The organism is Sphingobium cloacae (assembly GCF_002355855.1).
Classification (GTDB): domain Bacteria; phylum Pseudomonadota; class Alphaproteobacteria; order Sphingomonadales; family Sphingomonadaceae; genus Sphingobium; species Sphingobium cloacae.
Window position 1 is genome coordinate 1 of the sequence record NZ_AP017657.1, and the last position, 18568, is coordinate 18568.

Sequence of the window (18568 nt, forward strand, 5' to 3'; positions counted from 1 at the left end):
ATGCTGTCGGGTCAGATTCTCGATGCGATGATCACCTCGTGCGAGAATGCAAAAACCGTTCTGCGGCAAGCGGCGATAGATCCATCCGACAGGAAAACCCTCAATATTTCAATGGGGGCCTCGGTCGCCGCGGAGTTTCTGGGGAGGACGCCCGAAGCCCTGTCCAAGGCGGAAGCGCGTGGACGCCTTCCTGCGCCGAAGACGTCCGCCAACGGGCGCAGATATTACACGGTCGAGGATTTGATCGCGATTCGCGAAGCGCTCGGTATCAAGATGGGCAAATTGCCGTCCGAGCGAGCGGTCGTCGTGGCCGTGCAGAATTTCAAGGGCGGTGTCAGCAAATCGACCACGGGCAAGCACCTTGCCGATTATCTTGCCCTGCGGGGTTACCGGGTTCTTGTCGTGGACTGCGATCCCCAGGCTTCGATGAGCGTGATGTTCGACGTCAATCTCGAGGCCTTGGTCGACGAGACCCATACGCTGTCGAATTTCCTGTCGCCGCGCATCGACGAAGCGGATTCGCTGCGCAAGACGATCCAGAAGACAGCCTGGCCCAATATCGACATCTGCCCGGCGAACCTCGGCCTGCAGGACACCGAATGGGAACTGACCGCGACGATCGAGGAAGGACCGACAGCGATCGCGGGCGCGTTCCGCATGCTGCGGATCGGACTGGAGGAAGTTCGTCACGACTATGACGTCGTCATTCTCGACCCTCCCCCGGCCATGGGGTTTCTCGGCGTGAACACGCTGACTGCGGCCGATGGCCTGTTGATCCCCGTCCCTGCCCGGCAGCTCGACTATCTGTCGACCATTCATTTCATGCAGACCTGCCGCGAGGCGATGGATCTCGTCTCCAAGTTCGACACGTCGATCGACTATGGCTTCATTCGGGTCGTCTGCACGATGTTCCAGCCCAGTCGCACGAACGAGGCGCAGATGCTCCAGGTCATGGAGAAGACCTACGCCGGACAAATGCTCTCGACACCGATTCTGCTCTCGGAAGAGATCAAGAATGCGGGACTTTCGATGTCTTCGATTTACGAGATCAACAAACCCTACGGCTCGCATCAGACCTATGTTCGCTGCCGCGACAATCTCAACATGGTCTTCCGCGAGGTAGAGAAAGACATCTGCAAGCAGTGGCCATCGCGGATGGCGCAGCTTGGCACCGATCGGTTGACGGAGGCCGCATGAGCAGCGCGGGGGGCAGACGGCGGAGTCTCTTGGCGAACGCCATCGAAAGCATCGGCACGACACCGCCCCCGACACGCGCGGCCGATGGTCCCGTCGCCGGGGATCACGCGGATCGAGAAAAGCCCGCCGAAGAACCGGCGACACCGTCCTTCCTCGAACGGCGCGGGGTTGCGTTCGATGAGATCGCGCGCACCGTCAAGCGCCTCACCATTCGCCTGAAGCCGTCGGAATGCTCGATCTGGCCAGGCAATGCGCGCGACTATGCGGCGCTTAGCTATGACCGCTGCGCCTCCCTGATTGAATCGATCAGGGAGGAAGGAACCAATCGCGAACCGGTGGTCGTCAGGCGAACCCCCAATGCCGAACAGCCCTATGAGCTGATCGTCGGCACACGTCGTCATTTTTCGATCTCCTGGCTCCATGCGAACAACCATAGCGAGATCGAACTCGTAGCCCGGATCGAAACGCTCGATGACGAAGGCGCCTTCCGTCTCGCGGACCTGGAAAACCGGGAGCGCGAGGACGTCACCGATCTCGAGCGGGCCCGAAATTATCGGCACGCGGTGGAAGCCTATTATAAGGGCGTCAGGGCGCAGATGGCCGAGCGCCTGGCGATCCCCAAGCAGAATCTTCACAATCTGCTGCAACTCGCCGAACTCCCCGACGAGGTGGTGAGCGCATTTGCGGAACCAGGCGACCTGAAGGTCCGTCACGGCATGCGCCTGTCGCCGCTCATCAAGGATGAGCGCTATCGCGACGCCATTCTCGGTGAGGCGGCCATAATCGCCGCCGAGCAGAAAGAGCTGCTGGCCGCCGGCGCGGAAAAGATCGAGGGCAGCAAAGTCTGCGAACGCCTGGCCGCGGCCGTGACACCTTCCAGGCCTGCGCCTTCGCCAAAGGCGAAGCCGGCTCTGACGGCAGCTTCGGGCAAGGAGATCGGACAAGTTCTCGCCGATACCAAGGCGAAGGGCATCACGATCAACATCAATCCAAAAGGCCGCGCATCGGTCGATGAGATTCTGGACGCACTGCGTCCGGTCATCGAGAGCGCGAGATTTGCGCGATAATGAGAATCCACAATAAATCTTTTATTTTCAAATCGTTATGATGGAGTAAAACGCGTTTTACGCGTGTTGCAGGACATGAGATGCCACAGGACTACCGCGAAGACGGTCAAGTAGACCTCTTTCTGCCGCAACTGACGGCACTGCCGCTTCGCGACCAGCGCGAAACGATGGAACGCCCATTCTTTTCCCTGTCCAAGCGCAAGCGCCTGAAGCCGATCGACTATGTCAGTCCGGACCGAAAAGTTACCGTCCATGTTTCGGCCAACTCGGAATATGGCCTCGCCACGATCTACGATCTCGACATCCTGATCTACTGCGCCTCGGTGCTCATCGAACATAAGCGCCGCGGTGCGAACGACATTCCGCAAACCTTGAACGTCGTGCCCTACGACATGCTCAGGACACTCAAACGCGAGGTCGGCGGCCGAGCCTATGACTTGCTGGGCAATGCGCTTGACCGTCTGCAGTCAACCACGGTGAAGACCAATATCCGCTCGGGCGACGCTGTCGAAACCACTTTCTCCTGGATCGACAGCTACAGTCAGCTCAAGGACCGCACGGGCAACGTGCGAGGTATGCGCATCACCCTCGCCAAGTGGTTTTACGACGGCGTGCTGATGGAAGGCGGCGTCCTCGCGATCGATCCCGCCTATTTCTCGCTCACCGGGGGGAGAGAACGCTGGCTGTACCGGGTTGCGCGCAAGCACGCCGGCGGCGCCGGAACGGACGGCTTCGCGATCTCCATGCCGACGCTGTTCGAAAAATCGGGCGCGGAAGGTGACTATCGTCGCTTCAAATTCGAGATGACCAAGATCGTCCGGGAAAACGCGCTGCCGGGTTACGCGCTCGAACTGGAATTGCGCGCAGAGGCCGAACCGTTCCTGCGCATGGTCAGGCGCAACCTCACGAGCGAACCCGGAGCCCCCTCCCCTGCCCTGGTCCAGACTGCACCCACGCCTGGCCGGGCTACTCCTTCCGCACAAGACAAGGCGATCGACGAACCGCCGATCGCCTTCCCGGAATATGGACATATCGCCCATAGCGCCTTTGGCGCCATCGCACGGGCCAACCTGCCCGAACCGCAGCGTGACCACGGCATGGTCGCCGACGACTTTCGGTCATTCCTGAGGCAGCGCGAAATCGCATACGACGCCAGGAACATCACGCAGATCTTCGCAACATTCTGTTCGAAGCAACGCGCGGCGCTGTAGCGCGCTACAGCGCCGCTTCGAACAGCGCGGCCTTTCAGGAACAACCTTCCGCTACCCGAGTTGCGCATAGTTCTTGCGTTCCTGAAGTACCGACGGACAAGGGCCGGCAGTTGCGCGGCCCCTCCCCACCGAGCACCCCGTCCTACCGGGACGCTATCCCATAGAATATGAGATCTCAGCCATGACGCGGGGCTCAGCGGCCGGGCGTTGCCGCCATTATTTTCGCCTATTACGCTGTGCGGGCCGAAGTCACAGCCACCTTGGCCAAGCCGTTACGTCCTTCCGGGCCAGGCTCGGGCATCGATCATCCCACCAGTTGACCGGCGCCGGGTACATCAGGAACGCGGACACCCTTTCGATCATCGCACGTCGTTTCCAAGCAACCAGGATATAAGCCGGATAAAGCAGATGGCGGGTCAATCTCGTGCCGGCGCTTCCTGGAACGAGAGGGAAGGGAAGGGGGGAACGCTGCGATCGTTCATCGAGATCGGCTCCGCGGCAATCGATCAGGCGTTCCTGAAATACCGTGCGGAGGAAAACTCCGCCGCCTCGGTCCGCCATGGCAGACGAGATCAAACGGCCGAGCCCAATAGGCGGCCGTTCCCAAAGTACCGCGCCATCGACGTGTATTCACGCCTCGCCAGGCCCGGAGATGATGGCCCGGCGACCGCCGTTTCAAGCGCCCGGCAGCCAGTCATTGAAGTTCAAACCAGAGCGAAACTCCGCTCCAGAGGCTGGCCGCCTGTCTCGATCGGCCCTTCGTTCCTAATATACCGTGGGAGAGTCGGGAGGCCTTGCCGATTTCCCGGCCAGCAAGTGCCCGAGTGTCATGATCGCGGCTACAAGAGTGGCTATCAACTGTGTCCGCCTGTGTCGTCAGGAAGCTCAAAACTCCGGGAAATCAGGGATGTAGCATCGAGTAAAACGCGTTTTACCGCCCTTTCCGCCCCGATCTCCAATGACCCGCCCACACGGTATTTCAGGAACGGCGCACGGTACATTGGGAACCGAATCACGGTCCAATGGGAACACCGCACAGGGTATTTCAGGAACGGTCAGACGGTATTACGGGAACGCGCTGAATTCCCCGACTCGTGATGAATCCATGAGTCGCGTCCGGCGCATCCACAGCCTAACTTTCTATCTTTATTTCTAAAGGAATTAACGGCGCCTGCGGCGCTTCTCCCTTTCTTTGAAAAGATTGAAGGGGGAGGGGACGCCATCGGCAAGCACCGAACACAATGACAAGGCCCAGTGCCCGATCTCGCACGAGCATAGAGCATCCAGAGGATGGCGTTCAACATCCGCTGCCGAACCGTGCATCGCCCGCCTCCCGATCAATCAGCGCGACAACACTCGACGATGCGCACTCGAAGCTGGTCCCATCATCTTGGCTACCCTGCCTTGATTCCCGCGGACGATGGCGGACGAGATCCCGGTTCACCTCATCCTGTCGCCTGACCTACCTCATCACCGGGTCTGCCTCGACGCCTTCGAAAGAATCGAATGTCGGCGAGCCCAGATCGAAGTCCAAACTCTCGAGGGCCTGTTGGAAGCCTGGATCTACCTCGATGCTGAACGTCTGCCATCGAACGGGCATCCAGCTGGCGTAGCGCTCACGCGACATCACCTCGTTCGATCAGCTTGTGAAATGTTAGGGTACATACCGCCGAAGCCAGGGTGCTTCATATCCAGCGCACCCCTCAAAATCGGAACAAACCGAGAAATAGTCCTAAAACGCCGCCAGAGCCTTACCAGGCGCTTTTGGGCCTTCTGGCATCCACGGCCTCATGAATAGCGTCAAATCGCTCTGTGCGGGCGTCTGGCTGGGCCGTATTTTGGGCCAGTTGTCACAAGTTTGTGATCAAAATCAGAGCGCACATGATTGTGAACCCCACTTGCTCCCACCGCAAATTCGCATTTGATTCGCAACACCTGTCATGGCGACGAAAGCTTTGGCCCGCGCGCGCTTGTAAGCAGCTTGTCGATGGCGGCCATTTCCTGATCAAATGCATCGAAAGCCACGGTGAGGTCGCGGCTCGCGGGCAGGGGAGGGGGCTCCTTCGCCGGACGGCCGCGCTTCGGTGCTGCATAACCGAATTCGACCGCAAGGTCCGGTGGCAGAAACAGCCGCCAGCTGCGCCGCTGGGTAATCTCGACCAGAAGATCCGCGGCGACGGCCCGCTCCAGCAGCTTGCTCGCTCCGGCGACGCTGAGGGCCAGCGCATCGGCAACTCCCTGGGGCGATAGCAGCGGGCGATGATGCGTGAGCGCGAGCAGCCGGGGGAGGGCGCCCGGACGGAACGCTTCGACGATCGCGCGTTGGGCGTTGCGATGAAATTTCTCCAGATCGTGAAGCCGTTCCAGACCCTCGCGCGCCGATCGTTCGAGCGCCCGCAACACCGCCAGCCAATCATCGGCGTCGGGTTTGCGCTTCAGCCGGAACGCCTTGGCGCCGCCGGCGAGGCAGGGGAGGGTGCTCGCGGAGAGGCCGCTATCGCGTAGCGCGAACGGCAGGCCGAGCCAGGGCAGGATGCCGCCATCCGCCAGCGCGTGTTGGCGGACCTGATCGAGCGCGCGGACGAGGGCAGGGTGCTGCGTGGCAACCGCCGGCGCGCTGATGGCGGTGGGCAGCGTATCGCGCCAGGCGAGCGGGTCGGGATCGGCGAGCGCCGCGGCCCACGCATCGAAGCGGTCGAACAGGTCGAGGGTGGTCGAGCGCAGCGGCCGGCCGGGGATCTGGAGCCCGCAACCCCAGGAAAATACGTCGATTTCGTCGACCTCGGCCGATTGCAGTTGCAGCGCCCGCGCATAGCCTGACCAGGTAGCCCGCCGGTTCCATGCCGAGGCGGCGGAACTGACGGAAATTCGGGCATCCAGGCGAGAAATGGACGCGGTGCAAGACGCTATGGCTGCCGCCATTTGTGGGGTATAATCGGGGCCATAAGAGGCGGGCGAGGGCATGTCAGCCATGCCCAATAGTGAACTGAAAGCAAAGTTCAGTAAAGTATGCCCGGATGCCTAGTGTTGATAATGGATCGTTATCAACATTAGATGAACCGTGCTTGCGCTGTAGCAGCACGGCCACTATAATCAGGGGCCGATCAAATCTGAACCGTAGGAGTGCCGTCGTGGCTACTGCCGCCCATCATCCGCCGCGCCGCAAACAGCGCGCCATCACCATCCGCTCCGATCATGCGCTCAAGCGCCTCGAACTGCTCGCCCGCGACGGCCGCAGCCAGGTTGAAATTATCGAAGAGGCGCTGGACCGGATGCCGCTGCCAAAGGAAAAGGACCGAGACGCGTTCCTTGCGGAGATTAGGGCGATCCAAGCGCGCGTCCCCAAGCGAACATATCCGACCATGGCGGAGATTGACGCCGAGCTTTGGGACGAGGACGGGTTGCCCCGATGATCATTGATACTTCGGCGCTGATCGCGGTGCTGACGGGCGAGGAGGGCAGTGAGGCGCTGGTCGAGGCGATCGTCGCCGAACGAGGCGGAATTCCGGCACCCGCCATGGTTGAGTTTGTGCGTGTCGCGAGCAACCAGCGATTTGGTCTGCGGGCCGAAGCTGAGGATATGCTTGCCAAGTTCGAACGCCGCGGCTGCGCGACACTGGCGTTCACGCATGACCACGCGAGGATCGCAAACGAAGCCGAACCGCTTTACGGTTCTGGGAACGGCAATGGCGGACCGCTCAACCTGCTCGACCTTATGGTCTATGCTGTGGCCAGAGAACGCGGCGAGCCGCTGCTGTGCACGGGCAAGGATTTCGCGGTGACGGATATCGCGCTTCACAAGGCCAGTCGGCCTTGGTGAAAGTGGACCAAGAAGCCTGAATGCGCTCGCGGCCAACGGCTAGAGCACGGAGAAGTCAATGGACGAACATGCCGCAGAAGGTAAGCTCACCGCGCTGGTAACGGATTATGCGCGAAGCCGGGCAGTTGCCGTATCGCGCGGAGAAGAAACGCCGGGGTTGGCGGCATTGCTCGTCGGCCGCTACGGCCGCGGCATCTACGACGCGGCGGACGTGCTGCTCGGGAGGCCAGCCGCGCAGCGCATCGTCGAGATCCTCGATCGCGAGGTGATGGCGATCGACCCCGAATGGCGGCGCCACGATCAGGATCGTTGGAGGGCGCGTCCTGCCGATCTGACAGGGGGCGCGTGACGAGACGCTCCCGATGACGCTTTCGGCAGCCATGGACGTGCGCGATGGCGCTGTGCTCGACTTGGTGGTGCGCGACGTGCGCGACCTGGTCGGTGCATCTGCGCCGATCGATGCGGAACTTGTGTCTGCTGCCGTCCGGGGCTGGTCGCATAATACACGCCGCGCGTTCCGATCGGACCTGACCATCTGGGGACAATGGTGCCGCCGCAATCGCCTCGACCCGCCGTCGGCCAAGCCACACGACGTCTCCCGCTGGGTTCGATCGCTTGCTGGGCTCGAGCTGTCCGACGAAACGATTCGGGCGATGGCGACGATTGAACGCTACATCGTAAACGTCGGTTGGGCATACCGAATGGCGGGCATTGCCGATCCCACCGCCGCACCGCTGGTCAAGCTCGAGATGAAAGCGGCGCGCAAATCGCTCGGCGTCCGCCAGCGCCAGGCGCGCGCGCTGCGCTTCAAGGGTGACATCGCGGATCTCGACAGCCCGCCGTCGGGCGTTTGCCTTGTCCATCTCCTGAAGGCATGCCGTCGGGACGAGCTGGGCTTGCGGGACGCCGCCCTGCTGCGCGTGGCCTATGACGCCGGGGCGCGCCGGTCCGAGTTGGTGGCGATCGAGGTCGGACATATCGAAGGGCCGGACAGCGATGGCGCGGGCACGCTGTTCATTCCGTCGAGCAAGACCGACCGGGAAGGGGAGGGGGCCTATGCCTATCTTTCGCCTGCGACGATGGATGCGATCGCGAGATGGCGCGAGAAGGCAGGCATCCGCAAAGGACCGCTGTTCCGCCGGGTCGAAACGCATTTTGATGGGTCGGTCGCGGCGATCGGCACCGAACGGCTGCACCCCAACAGCATCACGCTCATCTACAGGCGGGTCATTCGGGCCGCCTGGGCAAAGAAGCTGCTCGGGCCGATCTCGGAAGCGGAGCTGGAACGCTGGGTATCGGCGGTATCGTCGCATTCGATCCGGGTCGGGGTCGCGCAGGACAATTTCGCGGCGGGGGAGGCTCTGCCTGCAATCATGCAGGCGTACCGCTGGCGCGATCCCAAGACCGTGATGCGGTATGGCGCCAGGCTCGCGACCAGGAGCGGGGCAAGTGCACGGCTCGCCGCGCGCTTTTCAAAGGAGCACGCCTGACCAAGCGCCGCATTGCGCCGTAGGCGTATCGCGGTTGCCGCATCCGCTGCGAAATGCAGCTTTCTCACCTCGAGAGATCCGCCAGCGGAGCGGAACGGGCCAGGCCTCTTACCCGGCCTGTCATCATCGTGATCGCCTGGGCGGAAAAAATGTTCTAGTTTCGTCTCGTGACGTCGAGAGGAGCGCTCGTCAGGAAGATGACGATCAATCAGGCGACATCGACAAGAGGCGAGCAGATGCTCGCGTTGCGGCGCGCCCGAATGGCTGCCTCGCCCCCGATCCTGCGAGGTGCTTTCCGGCCGTTCTTCTTCCTGGGGCCGCTCTGGGCCGTTGCCGCGCTGACTTTGTGGCTGCTCACCCTGGCGGGCGAGATTGTTCTCCCCACGGTCCTCGACCCGCTCGCGTGGCATCGACACGAAATGCTGTTCGGCTTTGTGGGCGCGGTCATCGCGGGATTCCTCCTGACGGCCATTCCGAACTGGACAGGCCGCCTTCCCATTGCGGGGATGCCCCTCGCCATGTTGACCGGTCTCTGGTTGATGGGACGGCTTGGCGTCCTCTTTTCCGCGTTGACTGGACCGGTCGTTGCGGCGGCAATTGATGTCGGCTTTTACTGCGTGCTTGCGGCGGTTGCCGCGCGCGAGGTGATTGCGGCGAAAAACCGCAACCTTCCCGTCGTAGCTCTGGTTCTCCTGTTCGGAATTGCAAATGCGCTCGATCATGCGGCAGGCGCGGGAGTGATAGGCGATCCCGACCTTGGGTGGCGGGCGGCAATCACGCTGGTCGTTTTGATGATTTCGCTCATTGGCGGGCGCATCATCCCGTCGTTCACGCGCAACTGGATGGCGAAGCAAGGAATGAAGGACGGGCTCCCCGGCCAACCGACGCGCTTCGATCTGGTGGTCATCGGAGTAACCGGGATTGCCTTGTTGGTCTGGACCGTTTCTCCCGAGGCGCGCGTCGTGCCCTGGCTGCTCTCGGCGTCCGGTGCGCTTCAATTGGTCCGAATGTCGAGGTGGCGAGGCTGGCGGACGCTGCGCGATCCGCTCGTGCTCATCCTCCATATCGGTTATCTCTGGATACCGACAGGCTTGCTTCTGATCGCCGCTGTCGGGTTTGGGGCTCTTGTCTCCCGTTCGGCCGCAATTCACGCCCTCACCGCTGGTGCCATGGCGACGATGATCCTAGCCGTGATGTCACGCGCTACCCTGGGACATACCGGGCGGCCATTGAAGGCCGATGCGGGGACCGTGCTCGCATATACTCTGATTACATTCGGCGCGTTGCTACGTATCGGAGCACCAAGCGGCGTATTCGATTACAATGTGGGCATGGAAATCGCCGGGCTCTGTTGGGGCGGTGCGTTCCTTGTCTTTCTTGCCGTCTATGGACCGATGCTCTTTGCCGCGAGGGTCGACAACCCTTCAGGTTAGAACTGAAGTCAGCTTTCAGCGTGGGCTTCGCTAAGCTGTTGGCTCCGATTGTCAGCCTCGGCGTCAGCATTCATTGGCGATCTGTTCATCGCGGATACGCGTGGATCAGGTGTGCTGGAGTATCAGCCGTCCGCTTGGCTATCACTCATTCCATTTCAGAAGCACGGAAAGGCCGCCGCTTGCATTGGATCGCAAGGACAGCTCGCCACCGCTCGCCTCGACGATTTCCCGGGCGATTGAGAGGCCGAGGCCGTGATTTTGGCCCCGTTCGTCAAGGCGCACACCGCGCTCGAGCACGGCCGAATGAAGATGAAGCGGAATACCGGGGCCATCGTCGTTCACCTCGATCCAGCGGCCCTTCCCGTCCGATCCGGCAAGCACCTCGACTGTCGCGCTGGCGTAGCGCGCCGCATTTTCGACGATGGCCCCCAATGCCTCGAGCGCGGCTTCGACGCTCATCGGCGCCAACCTCGATGCCTTCCACCTTGTCGAGCCATGCGCCGCGTGCCGAAAGGATGATGATCGGAAATGTCCTCCCTTCACTTCGCCAGCGCTTGAGAACGGTCAGGCCATCAAGGCGGGGAAGGCCGAGATCCAGCACCACCACGTCATAATCCTCATCCCCGCCCATCACCCACGCCTTCTCCCCATCTTCCGCGTGATCGACCGTGAATCCGGCGCGGGCAAGGGCGTCCGACAGGCCCTTGGCGATTGCTTCATCATCTTCAACCAGCAGCAGGCGCATTTCAGTCTTCTTCGAGTTCGCGGATCGTGCCGCTTCGCGCGTCGATCTTCATCTCGATCGAACGGCTGTCGGCAGTGAGGATCGTTATTTCATACTCAGGTGTGCCGTCGTCGTCTTCCAATTCGACATCGATGACGTCACCGGCGACCCGACGTTGCGCGATCTTGAGGATGCGTTCGAGGGGGAGCAGCGATGGATCGAGGGACCGGGACGGCGCCTGTTCCGTGCCGGCCGCGACAATCGCGACCTGTTCTTGAGAGCCGGCACCTTCTTCGGCGGGGGAGGGGGGCGGCGGCGGGAGGGGGGCCCTGTTCTCCGGCACGTCCGGCTGGCGCGCCGGATTTGCCTGGTCGCCTGCGCCGCCGCCATCACAGGCGCTCAGCAGCGCCAGGACCATCGCTACCAATGTTCGATGCCGGGGACCCATGGAGTAAGATCTGCCTGATCGGTCCTGACACCCCGCTGACGGCCCGGGTTGGATCGCTGTCAGGCAGCGGGGGGCATGTTGGACGGGTCATCGCCAAGGTGACTCGATCAGGAGACACGAGAATGAAACGGAGCTTGTTGGCTGTAGCGCTTGGCGCCGCGGGCGTAGGAGGTATCGTCGTTGCTTCGACAGCGCTGGCGGAACCGGTGCCGGCCGCGGCGAAGAATCAGCCATTTTTTGCCAACGCGCACTGGGACGACGATTTCGACGAGCGGCGCCGCTTTGGCCCAATGCGTGTACCGAATGTCGATGCAGTCAAGCGCGCAGGAATAGTCGATGTGGTGGAAATCGAACGGGACGACGGGCGTCTCGAAGTCGAAGGCTTCGACGCACAGGGCCGGGAGATCACGCTGCACATGGACCGGCGGGGACAGCGCGTCCTGTCGGTGCGTCGTGACCGCGACTGGGACGATTGAGTCGGCTGTTCTGCGAGGCAAGCGGCTCTGTTGCAAAAATCGTGAAGCTTGAGCATGCTTGGCGGAGATTGAACGGATGGAGCGATGACGGATTTCAAGTGGCGCCATTTCCAGGGTGATGTGATCCTGTGGGCGGTGCGCTGGTATTGTCGCTATCCGATCAGCTATCGCGACCTTGAGGAAATGCTGGCGGAACGCGGCATTTCGGTCGACCATACGACGATCTATCGCTGGGTCCAGCGCTACGCCCCGGAGATGGAGAAGCGGCTGCGCTGGTTCTGGCGGCGTGGCTTTGATCCGAGCTGGCGCCTGGATGAAACCTACGTCAAGGTGCGGGGCAAGTGGACCTACCTGTACCGGGCAGTCGACAAGCGGGGCGACACGATCGATTTCTACCTGTCGCCGACCCGCAGCGCCAAGGCAGCGAAGCGGTTCCTGGGCAAGGCCCTGCGAGGCCTGAAGCACTGGGAAAAGCCGGCCACGCTCAATACTGACAAAGCGCCGAGCTATGGTGCAGCGATCACCGAATTGAAGCGCGAAGGAAAGCTGGACCAGGAAACGGCCCACCGGCAGGTGAAGTATCTCAATAACGTGATCGAGGCCGATCACGGAAAGCTCAAGATGCTGATCAAGCCGGTGCGCGGTTTCAAATCGATCCCCACGGCCTATGCCACGATCAAGGGATTCGAAGTCATGCGAGCCCTGCGCAAAGGACAGGCTCGTCCCTGGTGCCTGCAGCCCGGCATCAGGGGAGAGGTGCGCCTTGTGGAGAGAGCTTTCGGCATTGGGCCCTCGGCACTGACGGAGGCCATGGACATGCTCAACCACCATTTCGCAGCAGCCGCCTGATCGGCGCAGAGCGACAGCCTACCTGTGACTGCCGCCAATCTTTGCAACAGAGCCGTCGGTCCCAACGGGGAACTCCGGGATTACGGTCAGCGCGTGCTTGCTGCCAAAACGCGATGATGATGACGGGAGCCCCGATCAAACTTACCCAAGCGGACGCCGCAGACGTTGCAGACCTGTACAACCGTTGCAGCGACTATTTCCTGTTGCAGGACGGGGCCGCGCCCACGCTGGACGATGCTCGCGAGCTTTTCTCCGATGTGCCGCCCGAAAAGAGCGCCCATAATCAAGCTGTCCTGGGATGGAAGGGGCCTGGCGGCCTATATGCAATCGCGGCCATCCTCCGCGATTATCCGCGTGATGGCACATGGTATCTCGGCTTCATGATCGTAGATGCCGCACAGCGTGGTCGTGGCGTCGGACGCTCAATTTACTCGACGGTCGAAAGCTGGGCCGCTGCGGGAGGTGCCACAGAGATTCGGTTGGCCGTGCTGGAAGCGAATGAAGCGGCAGAGCGATTTTGGCGTTCTCTCGGCTTCATTGAGTATCGGCGCGTTGGGCCAGACACCTTCAAAATGCGTAGCCATCGCCGGATAGAACTGAGCCGTCGCCTTTCTGGCGCGACCGTAGAAGGCAGCAACAAGTAAGATCTCGCGCCGGCTATCTGGGCGAGCTTGGCGTAGGATTCCGCCCCCTCCCGCAAACGCCCCCGAAGTGATTGAAACAAACATACTCGGCTTCACGGATTTGCTGGTCCGCCTGGTCGAAATTTTCAAGCGGCAACAGTCTGAAGTCTCAATAATCGCAGTGTCGAGCCTGGCAGGCGAAACATCCGTACCGTTCCAGGCGGTCTACGGCGCGTCGAAAGCCTATGTGAGTAATCTCATGCGGGCACTTTCCGTCGAGCTTGCCGGGACGGGGGTGAGCGTCGGATCTTTCGTACCAGGGGGCATCGACACCGACATGGCTGCCCTCAGCGATTTGAAGTGGGGGAAGTTGGGTTTGATGGACGTTGACCGGTGCGCCGCCCATGTGGTCCACGCCTTGGTTCATCGGCGATCCTTCGCCGTGCCGGGGATGGGCAACAGGCTCACATATCTGGCAAGCAGGGCTCTGCCTCGATCGTTGGTCAGCCGGCTTGCCGCCCTCCCGTACAGGCGTCCGCAATAGCGACCCATGTTCGCGGACAGGTTCAGCGCTCACCGAAAGCCTATGCTGGCAGCGGACCCCGTTTGTTCGCCGTTAGCGTGCAGATACGTCACTTTCGTGTAGTCACCCCTGCAAGTGTGATTACTGGCGGCGCAGACGGTCGGGCGTCCAGCCTTCTGGCAATTCGTCGCCGGGTTCGGGCGGCCGATTGGGCACCTTGTCAAGAACGCGGTCGAGATCATCCAGCGTGTAGCCTTTGGAGCGCCGCTTGAAGAACTCCGCAGCCGTCTCCACAACGCCGATCTTTTGGGCCACGGCCGTTGCGATCCATTGATTGAGGCTTACGCCATCTTCCTTCGCCAGTCGCGCCGCCGCCGCCTTGATCGAGGTCGGCAGCTTGAGCGGGTAAGTCGCCTTGCTCATTCGCTTAACTCCTTCAACACATCAGCCGGTCGCAGCAACCGGACTCCGAACCGGGGCGCTGCGTCGCTGAAATCCCGGATATTGTAAGTCACAAGCGCATCAGCGCGTCCGTTGATTGCCGTTTCCAGCACCATTTCGTCATCAGGATCACGGAGCTGGGGACGCCAGCGCATATGCACCTCGACCGGCTCAACCAGTATAGCGAGCGCACCTAGAAACCTGTCCACGTCATCCAGCGTAAGGCCGGATACTTCACGCTGCACGTTCCGTTTCAGCACGTCCTCATACTCGAAAAACAAGGTCGGCGTGGCGAGCAGCGTCACCCGGCGATCCCGAGCAGCACGCACCAACGCGAAGCCCGCTCCTGTCCGGCTCCGTAGCGCCGTCACAATCACCGAGGTATCCACCACAATCCTTTGCATCACGACCTATATAACATCCTATGGGATGTTTTTCCAGATGCCTTGGAGCGCCCTTCCCTTCCCGTCATTCGAGATTCTTCGGGCGGGACCGAGACTAAGCAAATAAGCTACCAAGCGACTAAGTGATTAAGCGCCTGCCGCTTCGCGGCACCGTGGCCCTACTCGCTACGCTCCCCAAGCCCGCAAGCGGTCTTGGCCCAAGGTGACGAACCACATGGCGGGGCGAGATCGCAAGCGGATCTCGCTGCATGTGTCGGCGTGCGCCGGCGCGTCGTCTGTTTGCGTGGGGAGAGAGCGTTCCGCCCCCTCTCCCCAGCAACGGGAATAGACGGGCCGTGGCTCAGTCGCCTCGCTCCCTGCGCCCGCACCACCCCGTCGATTCCCGCTGCCCCCCTCTCCTGCCGGCGCCCCTGCCCGATCGCGTGCGCGTGGCGATCGGCTTCACCAGCAGAGGCGCGAAGGCCAAAGCGATCGGCGAGTGCTGGGATAACCGCTTGAGCGCGGACGGGCATTTTGAAATCTTCATTCGCCCGGACCTCGCCCATGCGCCCGACGCCATGCCGGCGCAGATCGCGGCCATCCTCGCGCATGAGCTGGTCCACGCCGCTGTCGGCATCCCGGCAGGGCATGGGAAGGCGTTTAAACGGGTCGCGCTGGGGCTTGGCCTGGTCGGGCCGATGCGCGCCACCACCCCCGGTGAGGCGTTTTTTGCGGCCATCGCGCCGATCATGGACGCCGTTCGCCCCCTCCCCCATGCCCGTCTCGACACGGACGGCGAATCCACCGCGCCCAGGAAGCAGACAACCCGGATGCTCAAATGCGAGTGCGCGACGTGCGGCTATACGGTGCGGACCGCGCGCAAATGGCTTGAGCTGGCCGGTGCGCCGCTCTGCCCGATCGAGGATCATAGCCGGATGGAGCATGAGCCGCTGGACGACGATGAAGGCGAAGGGAAGAGCTAAGCGACTAAGCGAATAGCCGACTAAGCGGCGCGGCTTGCCTGCTAAGCGACTAAGCGATATAAGCCGCTTAGTCGCTTAGCAGGAGCCGTCATGCAGACTTGGGCTATCATCGCACAGAAGGGCGGGCAGTCGAAAACGACCATCGCAACCGCCTTTGCCGTGGAGGCCGCCCGCGAAGGGGCGGCGGTCGTGATCCTCGATGCCGACGATCGGCAGGGGTCGGCGCTCTATTGGTCGGAGCGCCGGGAAACCGACGATGTATTGGTGAAGGACAGCAGCGTCGCGGGCTTGCCGCTGCACGTCTCGCGCGGCCGTGAGAGCGGCAAGTTGGACCTTATCATCATCGACACGCCGGCGAACTCAAAGGACATTGCCATGCTGGCGGCCGAGCAGGCCGATTTCGTGGTGATCCCGGTCGCGCCGCGCGGCCTGGACGTTCATTCGGTGCTGCAAACCGTCAAGCAAGTGCAGCAGGCGGGAACGCCGTTCGCCGTGATCCTGACGCAAGTGCCGCACCAGGGCGGGGAGGGGGCCGAGGCGCGCGCCGGCTTCGCGGCGAAGGGGGTGGCGGTGTTCGATTCCGTGCTGCACTTCCGCAAGGACTTCTACAAGGCGACGCCGATCGGCAAGACCGCGATCGAGCTGGACCCCGAGAGCAAGGCGGCGGCCGAGTTGCGCGCCGCCTTCGCCGAGGCTAAGCGACTAAGCGGTTATGCGAATAAGCCACTAAGCGAGGTAGCGTAATGGCCAAGAAATCGTCGGCCCTGGCCGGAATCTTCGATGATCCCGAACCTGAGGCAGCGCCAGCGCCCGGGCCGGCGCAGCCGGCGCGGGAACCCGGTGCCCGATCGCGGCCGAAGCGGGCAGGGGAGGGGACGCAGGGCGCATCCAGCGCCGCGCCGGCGCGGCGCAGCAGCCACCCCGGCAAAAAGCCGGTATTGATCCACATTCCCGAGGATATGCACCGCACCTTGCGGCAGCTTAGCGTCGAGGAGGGCGGCGAGCCGCTGACCATCATCACCGAGCGGCTGTTGCGGCAATATCTCGTGCAGCGCGGCCATGCCCGGTTCGCGCCGTGAGCAAGCGGCGCGATCCGAACCCCGAGTTCGATTTCTTCATTCCGTTGATGAACGACCTTCCGCTGAAAGATCAGCGGGAGATGATGGAGCGCCCGTTTTTCTCGCTCCAGAAGCGCAAGCGCCTCAAGCCGATCGAATATCGCAGCCCGGACGGCGAGGCGTGGGTGAAGGTCGAGGCGATGCCGGCCTATGGCATGGCGACGATATGGGACGCCGATATTCTGATATGGGCCGCGTCCGTCCTCAACCGGATGAAGGAGCAGGGCGTCAACGACCTGCCCCGCACGCTCACCACGACCACCTACGACCTGTTGCGCGGCATCCGGCGCGGCACCGGGGGGCGGGCCTATCAGGAGCTGCAAGCCGCCATGTCGCGCTTAGAGACGACTTCCATTCGCACGTCGCTGCGCGCGCCCAAGCGCCGCACGGAGGCGCAATTCGGGTGGCTGGACGGATGGTCGCTTGAGGTGGACCCGGACACCGATCAGCCGCGCGGCATGACCATCACCCTGTCGAATTGGGTCTATGAGGGCATCGTCAGCGAGCGGTCGTTGCTCACCATGCACCAGGATTATTTCCTGCTGACTGGCGGGCTTGAACGCGCGCTCTACCGGATCGCGCGCAAGCACGCGGGCCAACAGCGGGGAGGGTGGACCTGTCGCGTCGAAATGCTGCGCGAGAAGGCCGGCAGCGACGCCCAGCCCAAGGAGTTCAACCGCATGTTGCGGAAGATCATCGAGGCCGATCAGCTCCCCGAATATACGCTGGCAATGACGCAGACCGTCGATGGCGCGCCGGCGGTGCTGTTCCAGTTGCGCGGCGCGGCCGAGGCCGCCGAGCTGCACGCCAGGCTAGAGGCCGACCGCGAACGCCGGGAGCGCATGGACGCCGATCGCCGGCGAACGCAGGAGGTGGACGACCTGATGGATCGCCTCGCACGCGGCGGGACGCGCTGAACTATCGTGGTATCACCCACCGGCTTGACTCCGGCGCTTCGCCAGCGTCGCCGTATCCGCGACTCGGAACGCCGGATTACGCGGCTTTTGGGCTTCGGGCTGTGGATAAGTCGCGCCGGATCAGCTCCCGGCATCGTGGTTTCGCCCACCTTGGCGTCGTGGTTTCACACACCCGGCCTTCGTGGTTTCACACACCGAATCACGTGGGATCACCCACCGGGCCGATTCCCAAACCTTTGCAGAAAAACGGAAAAAACCGCTTTCAGACCGGCTTAACTTACTTAACGATTCCTCTTTTAACAGAATCCCTAACGGAGAAGCGCCGCCTCTTGGGGCTTCGCCCCGCCGGCTCGCGGCCTTCGGCCGCCCCGGATCGCTTGAGCGATCCTCCCACCCGGCATCCCCATAATGAGCCGGCTTCGCCGGCACGTATTTTGTTGGTGTGTGGGATTGCAGAACCACCACACCCAACCATCCAGCGCCGCACCCAGCGGCACCGTCGCAAATTGGCTTTCCAGGGGTGACTACACGAAAGTGACGTATCTGCACGCTAAGGGCGAACGGATGACGAACATTACGCGGCAAGCAGCGAATTGACGGCGCGAAGCGGTCGCAGGGCATCCGGATCGGGGCGATCATCGACATTCCAGCTATAGTCGCCAGTCAGTGAGATATGCTCCCACCCCAATGGGGCGATGTGGCGCGCAATCTCGTCGGGTGTGCTGATGTCCGCCAGCGCCATTTCGAGATAGCGGGTGTTCCACAGGATGATGGCGGCAACGAGCAGGTTGAGGCCGGATGCACGATAGGTCTGGTTCTCGAACCGCCGATCGCGCAGCTCGCCGAGCTGGTTGAAGAAGGCCCA

General features: G+C 62.3%; 21 protein-coding genes and 2 pseudogenes. 16 read left to right on the forward strand and 7 right to left on the reverse strand.

Going from position 1 to position 18568, the window contains the following annotated elements:
• The 3 genes from SCLO_RS20475 to SCLO_RS20485 all read left to right on the forward strand — a co-directional run bounded on the left by SCLO_RS20475 (nt 1) and on the right by SCLO_RS20485 (nt 3475).
• Nucleotides 1–1197, forward strand: coding sequence for an AAA family ATPase (locus SCLO_RS20475; protein ID WP_015460581.1), 1197 nt, complete (start codon nt 1–3; stop codon nt 1195–1197).
• Nucleotides 1194–2264, forward strand: coding sequence for a ParB/RepB/Spo0J family partition protein (locus SCLO_RS20480; protein WP_025160828.1), 1071 nt, complete (start codon nt 1194–1196; stop codon nt 2262–2264). The genes SCLO_RS20475 and SCLO_RS20480 overlap by 4 nt, the downstream gene beginning before the upstream one ends.
• Nucleotides 2265–2344: 80 nt before the next feature.
• Nucleotides 2345–3475 carry a replication initiator protein A gene (locus SCLO_RS20485; RefSeq protein ID WP_020819382.1) on the forward strand — a complete coding sequence of 377 codons (1131 nt, stop codon included), beginning with the start codon at nt 2345–2347 and terminating at the stop codon, nt 3473–3475.
• A gap of 1938 nt (nt 3476–5413) precedes the next feature.
• On the opposite strand, the gene SCLO_RS20490 is transcribed toward SCLO_RS20485, so the two are convergent.
• Entirely contained in the window at nt 5414–6448 is a 1035-nt protein-coding gene (locus SCLO_RS20490) for a hypothetical protein (protein WP_025160827.1), read from the reverse strand.
• Between the two features lie 158 nt (nt 6449–6606).
• Here SCLO_RS20490 and SCLO_RS20495 point away from each other — a divergent pair, with 158 nt between their 5' ends.
• The 5 genes from SCLO_RS20495 to SCLO_RS20515 all read left to right on the forward strand — a co-directional run bounded on the left by SCLO_RS20495 (nt 6607) and on the right by SCLO_RS20515 (nt 10218).
• Complete coding sequence (locus SCLO_RS20495; protein ID WP_020819380.1) at nt 6607–6888, forward strand: hypothetical protein; 282 nt, start codon at nt 6607–6609, stop codon at nt 6886–6888.
• Nucleotides 6861–7295 (forward strand): type II toxin-antitoxin system VapC family toxin, encoded by a 435-nt coding sequence (locus SCLO_RS20500; protein ID WP_231923453.1) that lies wholly within the window; start codon nt 6861–6863, stop codon nt 7293–7295. Before SCLO_RS20495 ends, SCLO_RS20500 begins: the two co-directional genes overlap by 28 nt.
• Before the next feature lie 58 nt (nt 7296–7353).
• A complete protein-coding gene (locus SCLO_RS20505) occupies nt 7354–7644 on the forward strand; it encodes a hypothetical protein (RefSeq protein WP_020819378.1) in 291 nt (96 codons plus the stop codon).
• Between the two features lie 13 nt (nt 7645–7657).
• Complete coding sequence (locus SCLO_RS20510) at nt 7658–8785, forward strand: tyrosine-type recombinase/integrase (protein WP_020819377.1); 1128 nt, start codon at nt 7658–7660, stop codon at nt 8783–8785.
• 197 nt (nt 8786–8982) lie between these two features.
• Nucleotides 8983–10218, forward strand: coding sequence for an NnrS family protein (locus tag SCLO_RS20515; protein ID WP_051585721.1), 1236 nt, complete (start codon nt 8983–8985; stop codon nt 10216–10218).
• Between the two features lie 141 nt (nt 10219–10359).
• Here the strand turns inward: SCLO_RS20515 and SCLO_RS20520 are convergent, their stop codons facing one another.
• The 3 genes and pseudogenes from SCLO_RS20520 to SCLO_RS20530 form a co-directional block, all read right to left on the reverse strand.
• A complete protein-coding gene (locus tag SCLO_RS20520; RefSeq protein ID WP_037487314.1) occupies nt 10360–10677 on the reverse strand; it encodes an ATP-binding protein in 318 nt (105 codons plus the stop codon).
• 58 nt (nt 10678–10735) lie between these two features.
• Nucleotides 10736–10963, reverse strand: a pseudogene (locus SCLO_RS20525) (response regulator); the annotation flags it as partial.
• Between the two features lies 1 nt (nt 10964).
• On the reverse strand, nt 10965–11360 hold the full coding sequence (locus SCLO_RS20530) for a PepSY domain-containing protein (protein WP_066521301.1): 396 nt from the start codon (nt 11358–11360) through the stop codon (nt 10965–10967).
• A 152-nt stretch (nt 11361–11512) separates the two neighbouring features.
• Here SCLO_RS20530 and SCLO_RS23510 point away from each other — a divergent pair, with 152 nt between their 5' ends.
• The 4 genes from SCLO_RS23510 to SCLO_RS20555 all read left to right on the forward strand — a co-directional run bounded on the left by SCLO_RS23510 (nt 11513) and on the right by SCLO_RS20555 (nt 13882).
• Entirely contained in the window at nt 11513–11866 is a 354-nt protein-coding gene (locus tag SCLO_RS23510) for a hypothetical protein (protein ID WP_037487485.1), read from the forward strand.
• A gap of 84 nt (nt 11867–11950) precedes the next feature.
• Complete coding sequence (locus tag SCLO_RS20540; RefSeq protein WP_013054031.1) at nt 11951–12715, forward strand: IS6-like element IS6100 family transposase; 765 nt, start codon at nt 11951–11953, stop codon at nt 12713–12715.
• Between the two features lie 113 nt (nt 12716–12828).
• Nucleotides 12829–13359: a GNAT family N-acetyltransferase gene (locus SCLO_RS20550; protein WP_096362250.1), complete on the forward strand. Its 531-nt coding sequence runs from the start codon at nt 12829–12831 to the stop codon at nt 13357–13359.
• 67 nt (nt 13360–13426) lie between these two features.
• Nucleotides 13427–13882: an SDR family NAD(P)-dependent oxidoreductase gene (locus tag SCLO_RS20555; RefSeq protein WP_231923454.1), complete on the forward strand. Its 456-nt coding sequence runs from the start codon at nt 13427–13429 to the stop codon at nt 13880–13882.
• 120 nt (nt 13883–14002) lie between these two features.
• On the opposite strand, the gene SCLO_RS23080 is transcribed toward SCLO_RS20555, so the two are convergent.
• Nucleotides 14003–14284 carry a toxin-antitoxin system HicB family antitoxin gene (locus SCLO_RS23080; RefSeq protein ID WP_066522310.1) on the reverse strand — a complete coding sequence of 94 codons (282 nt, stop codon included), beginning with the start codon at nt 14282–14284 and terminating at the stop codon, nt 14003–14005.
• The gene (locus SCLO_RS20565) at nt 14281–14706 is read right to left on the reverse strand and encodes a putative toxin-antitoxin system toxin component, PIN family (protein WP_066522313.1); all 426 of its coding nucleotides are present in this window, start codon (nt 14704–14706) and stop codon (nt 14281–14283) included. The genes SCLO_RS23080 and SCLO_RS20565 overlap by 4 nt, the downstream gene beginning before the upstream one ends.
• 356 nt (nt 14707–15062) lie before the next feature.
• Between SCLO_RS20565 and SCLO_RS20570 the strand changes: the two genes are divergently transcribed.
• The 4 genes from SCLO_RS20570 (at nt 15063) to SCLO_RS20585 (ending at nt 17703) form a co-directional block, all read left to right on the forward strand.
• Complete coding sequence (locus SCLO_RS20570) at nt 15063–15668, forward strand: transcription elongation protein SprT (RefSeq protein WP_066522323.1); 606 nt, start codon at nt 15063–15065, stop codon at nt 15666–15668.
• 90 nt (nt 15669–15758) lie between these two features.
• A complete protein-coding gene (locus SCLO_RS20575) occupies nt 15759–16412 on the forward strand; it encodes a ParA family protein (RefSeq protein ID WP_066522316.1) in 654 nt (217 codons plus the stop codon).
• Nucleotides 16412–16747 (forward strand): hypothetical protein, encoded by a 336-nt coding sequence (locus SCLO_RS20580; protein ID WP_066522319.1) that lies wholly within the window; start codon nt 16412–16414, stop codon nt 16745–16747. The genes SCLO_RS20575 and SCLO_RS20580 overlap by 1 nt, the downstream gene beginning before the upstream one ends.
• Nucleotides 16744–17703: a replication initiator protein A gene (locus SCLO_RS20585; protein WP_066522322.1), complete on the forward strand. Its 960-nt coding sequence runs from the start codon at nt 16744–16746 to the stop codon at nt 17701–17703. The genes SCLO_RS20580 and SCLO_RS20585 overlap by 4 nt, the downstream gene beginning before the upstream one ends.
• Before the next feature lie 574 nt (nt 17704–18277).
• On the opposite strand, the pseudogene SCLO_RS20590 reads toward SCLO_RS20585, so the two are convergent.
• Nucleotides 18278–18562, reverse strand: a pseudogene (locus tag SCLO_RS20590) (Tn3 family transposase); the annotation flags it as partial.
• Nucleotides 18563–18568 lie beyond the last annotated feature (6 nt).

What these genes read in the sequence shown, in the direction of transcription:
- SCLO_RS20475 (WP_015460581.1), top strand. Translation starts at nt 1, where the DNA reads ATGCTGTCGGGTCAGATTCTCGATGCGATGATCACCTCGTGCGAGAAT.
- SCLO_RS20480 (WP_025160828.1), top strand. Translation starts at nt 1,194, where the DNA reads ATGAGCAGCGCGGGGGGCAGACGGCGGAGTCTCTTGGCGAACGCCATC.
- SCLO_RS20485 (WP_020819382.1), top strand. Translation starts at nt 2,345, where the DNA reads ATGCCACAGGACTACCGCGAAGACGGTCAAGTAGACCTCTTTCTGCCG.
- SCLO_RS20490 (WP_025160827.1), bottom strand. Translation starts at nt 6,448, where the DNA reads ATGGCTGACATGCCCTCGCCCGCCTCTTATGGCCCCGATTATACCCCA.
- SCLO_RS20505 (WP_020819378.1), top strand. Translation starts at nt 7,354, where the DNA reads ATGGACGAACATGCCGCAGAAGGTAAGCTCACCGCGCTGGTAACGGAT.
- SCLO_RS20510 (WP_020819377.1), top strand. Translation starts at nt 7,658, where the DNA reads ATGACGCTTTCGGCAGCCATGGACGTGCGCGATGGCGCTGTGCTCGAC.
- SCLO_RS20515 (WP_051585721.1), top strand. Translation starts at nt 8,983, where the DNA reads ATGACGATCAATCAGGCGACATCGACAAGAGGCGAGCAGATGCTCGCG.
- SCLO_RS20520 (WP_037487314.1), bottom strand. Translation starts at nt 10,677, where the DNA reads ATGAGCGTCGAAGCCGCGCTCGAGGCATTGGGGGCCATCGTCGAAAAT.
- SCLO_RS20530 (WP_066521301.1), bottom strand. Translation starts at nt 11,360, where the DNA reads ATGGTCCTGGCGCTGCTGAGCGCCTGTGATGGCGGCGGCGCAGGCGAC.
- SCLO_RS23510 (WP_037487485.1), top strand. Translation starts at nt 11,513, where the DNA reads ATGAAACGGAGCTTGTTGGCTGTAGCGCTTGGCGCCGCGGGCGTAGGA.
- SCLO_RS20540 (WP_013054031.1), top strand. Translation starts at nt 11,951, where the DNA reads ATGACGGATTTCAAGTGGCGCCATTTCCAGGGTGATGTGATCCTGTGG.
- SCLO_RS20550 (WP_096362250.1), top strand. Translation starts at nt 12,829, where the DNA reads ATGATGATGACGGGAGCCCCGATCAAACTTACCCAAGCGGACGCCGCA.
- SCLO_RS23080 (WP_066522310.1), bottom strand. Translation starts at nt 14,284, where the DNA reads ATGAGCAAGGCGACTTACCCGCTCAAGCTGCCGACCTCGATCAAGGCG.
- SCLO_RS20565 (WP_066522313.1), bottom strand. Translation starts at nt 14,706, where the DNA reads ATGCAAAGGATTGTGGTGGATACCTCGGTGATTGTGACGGCGCTACGG.
- SCLO_RS20575 (WP_066522316.1), top strand. Translation starts at nt 15,759, where the DNA reads ATGCAGACTTGGGCTATCATCGCACAGAAGGGCGGGCAGTCGAAAACG.
- SCLO_RS20580 (WP_066522319.1), top strand. Translation starts at nt 16,412, where the DNA reads ATGGCCAAGAAATCGTCGGCCCTGGCCGGAATCTTCGATGATCCCGAA.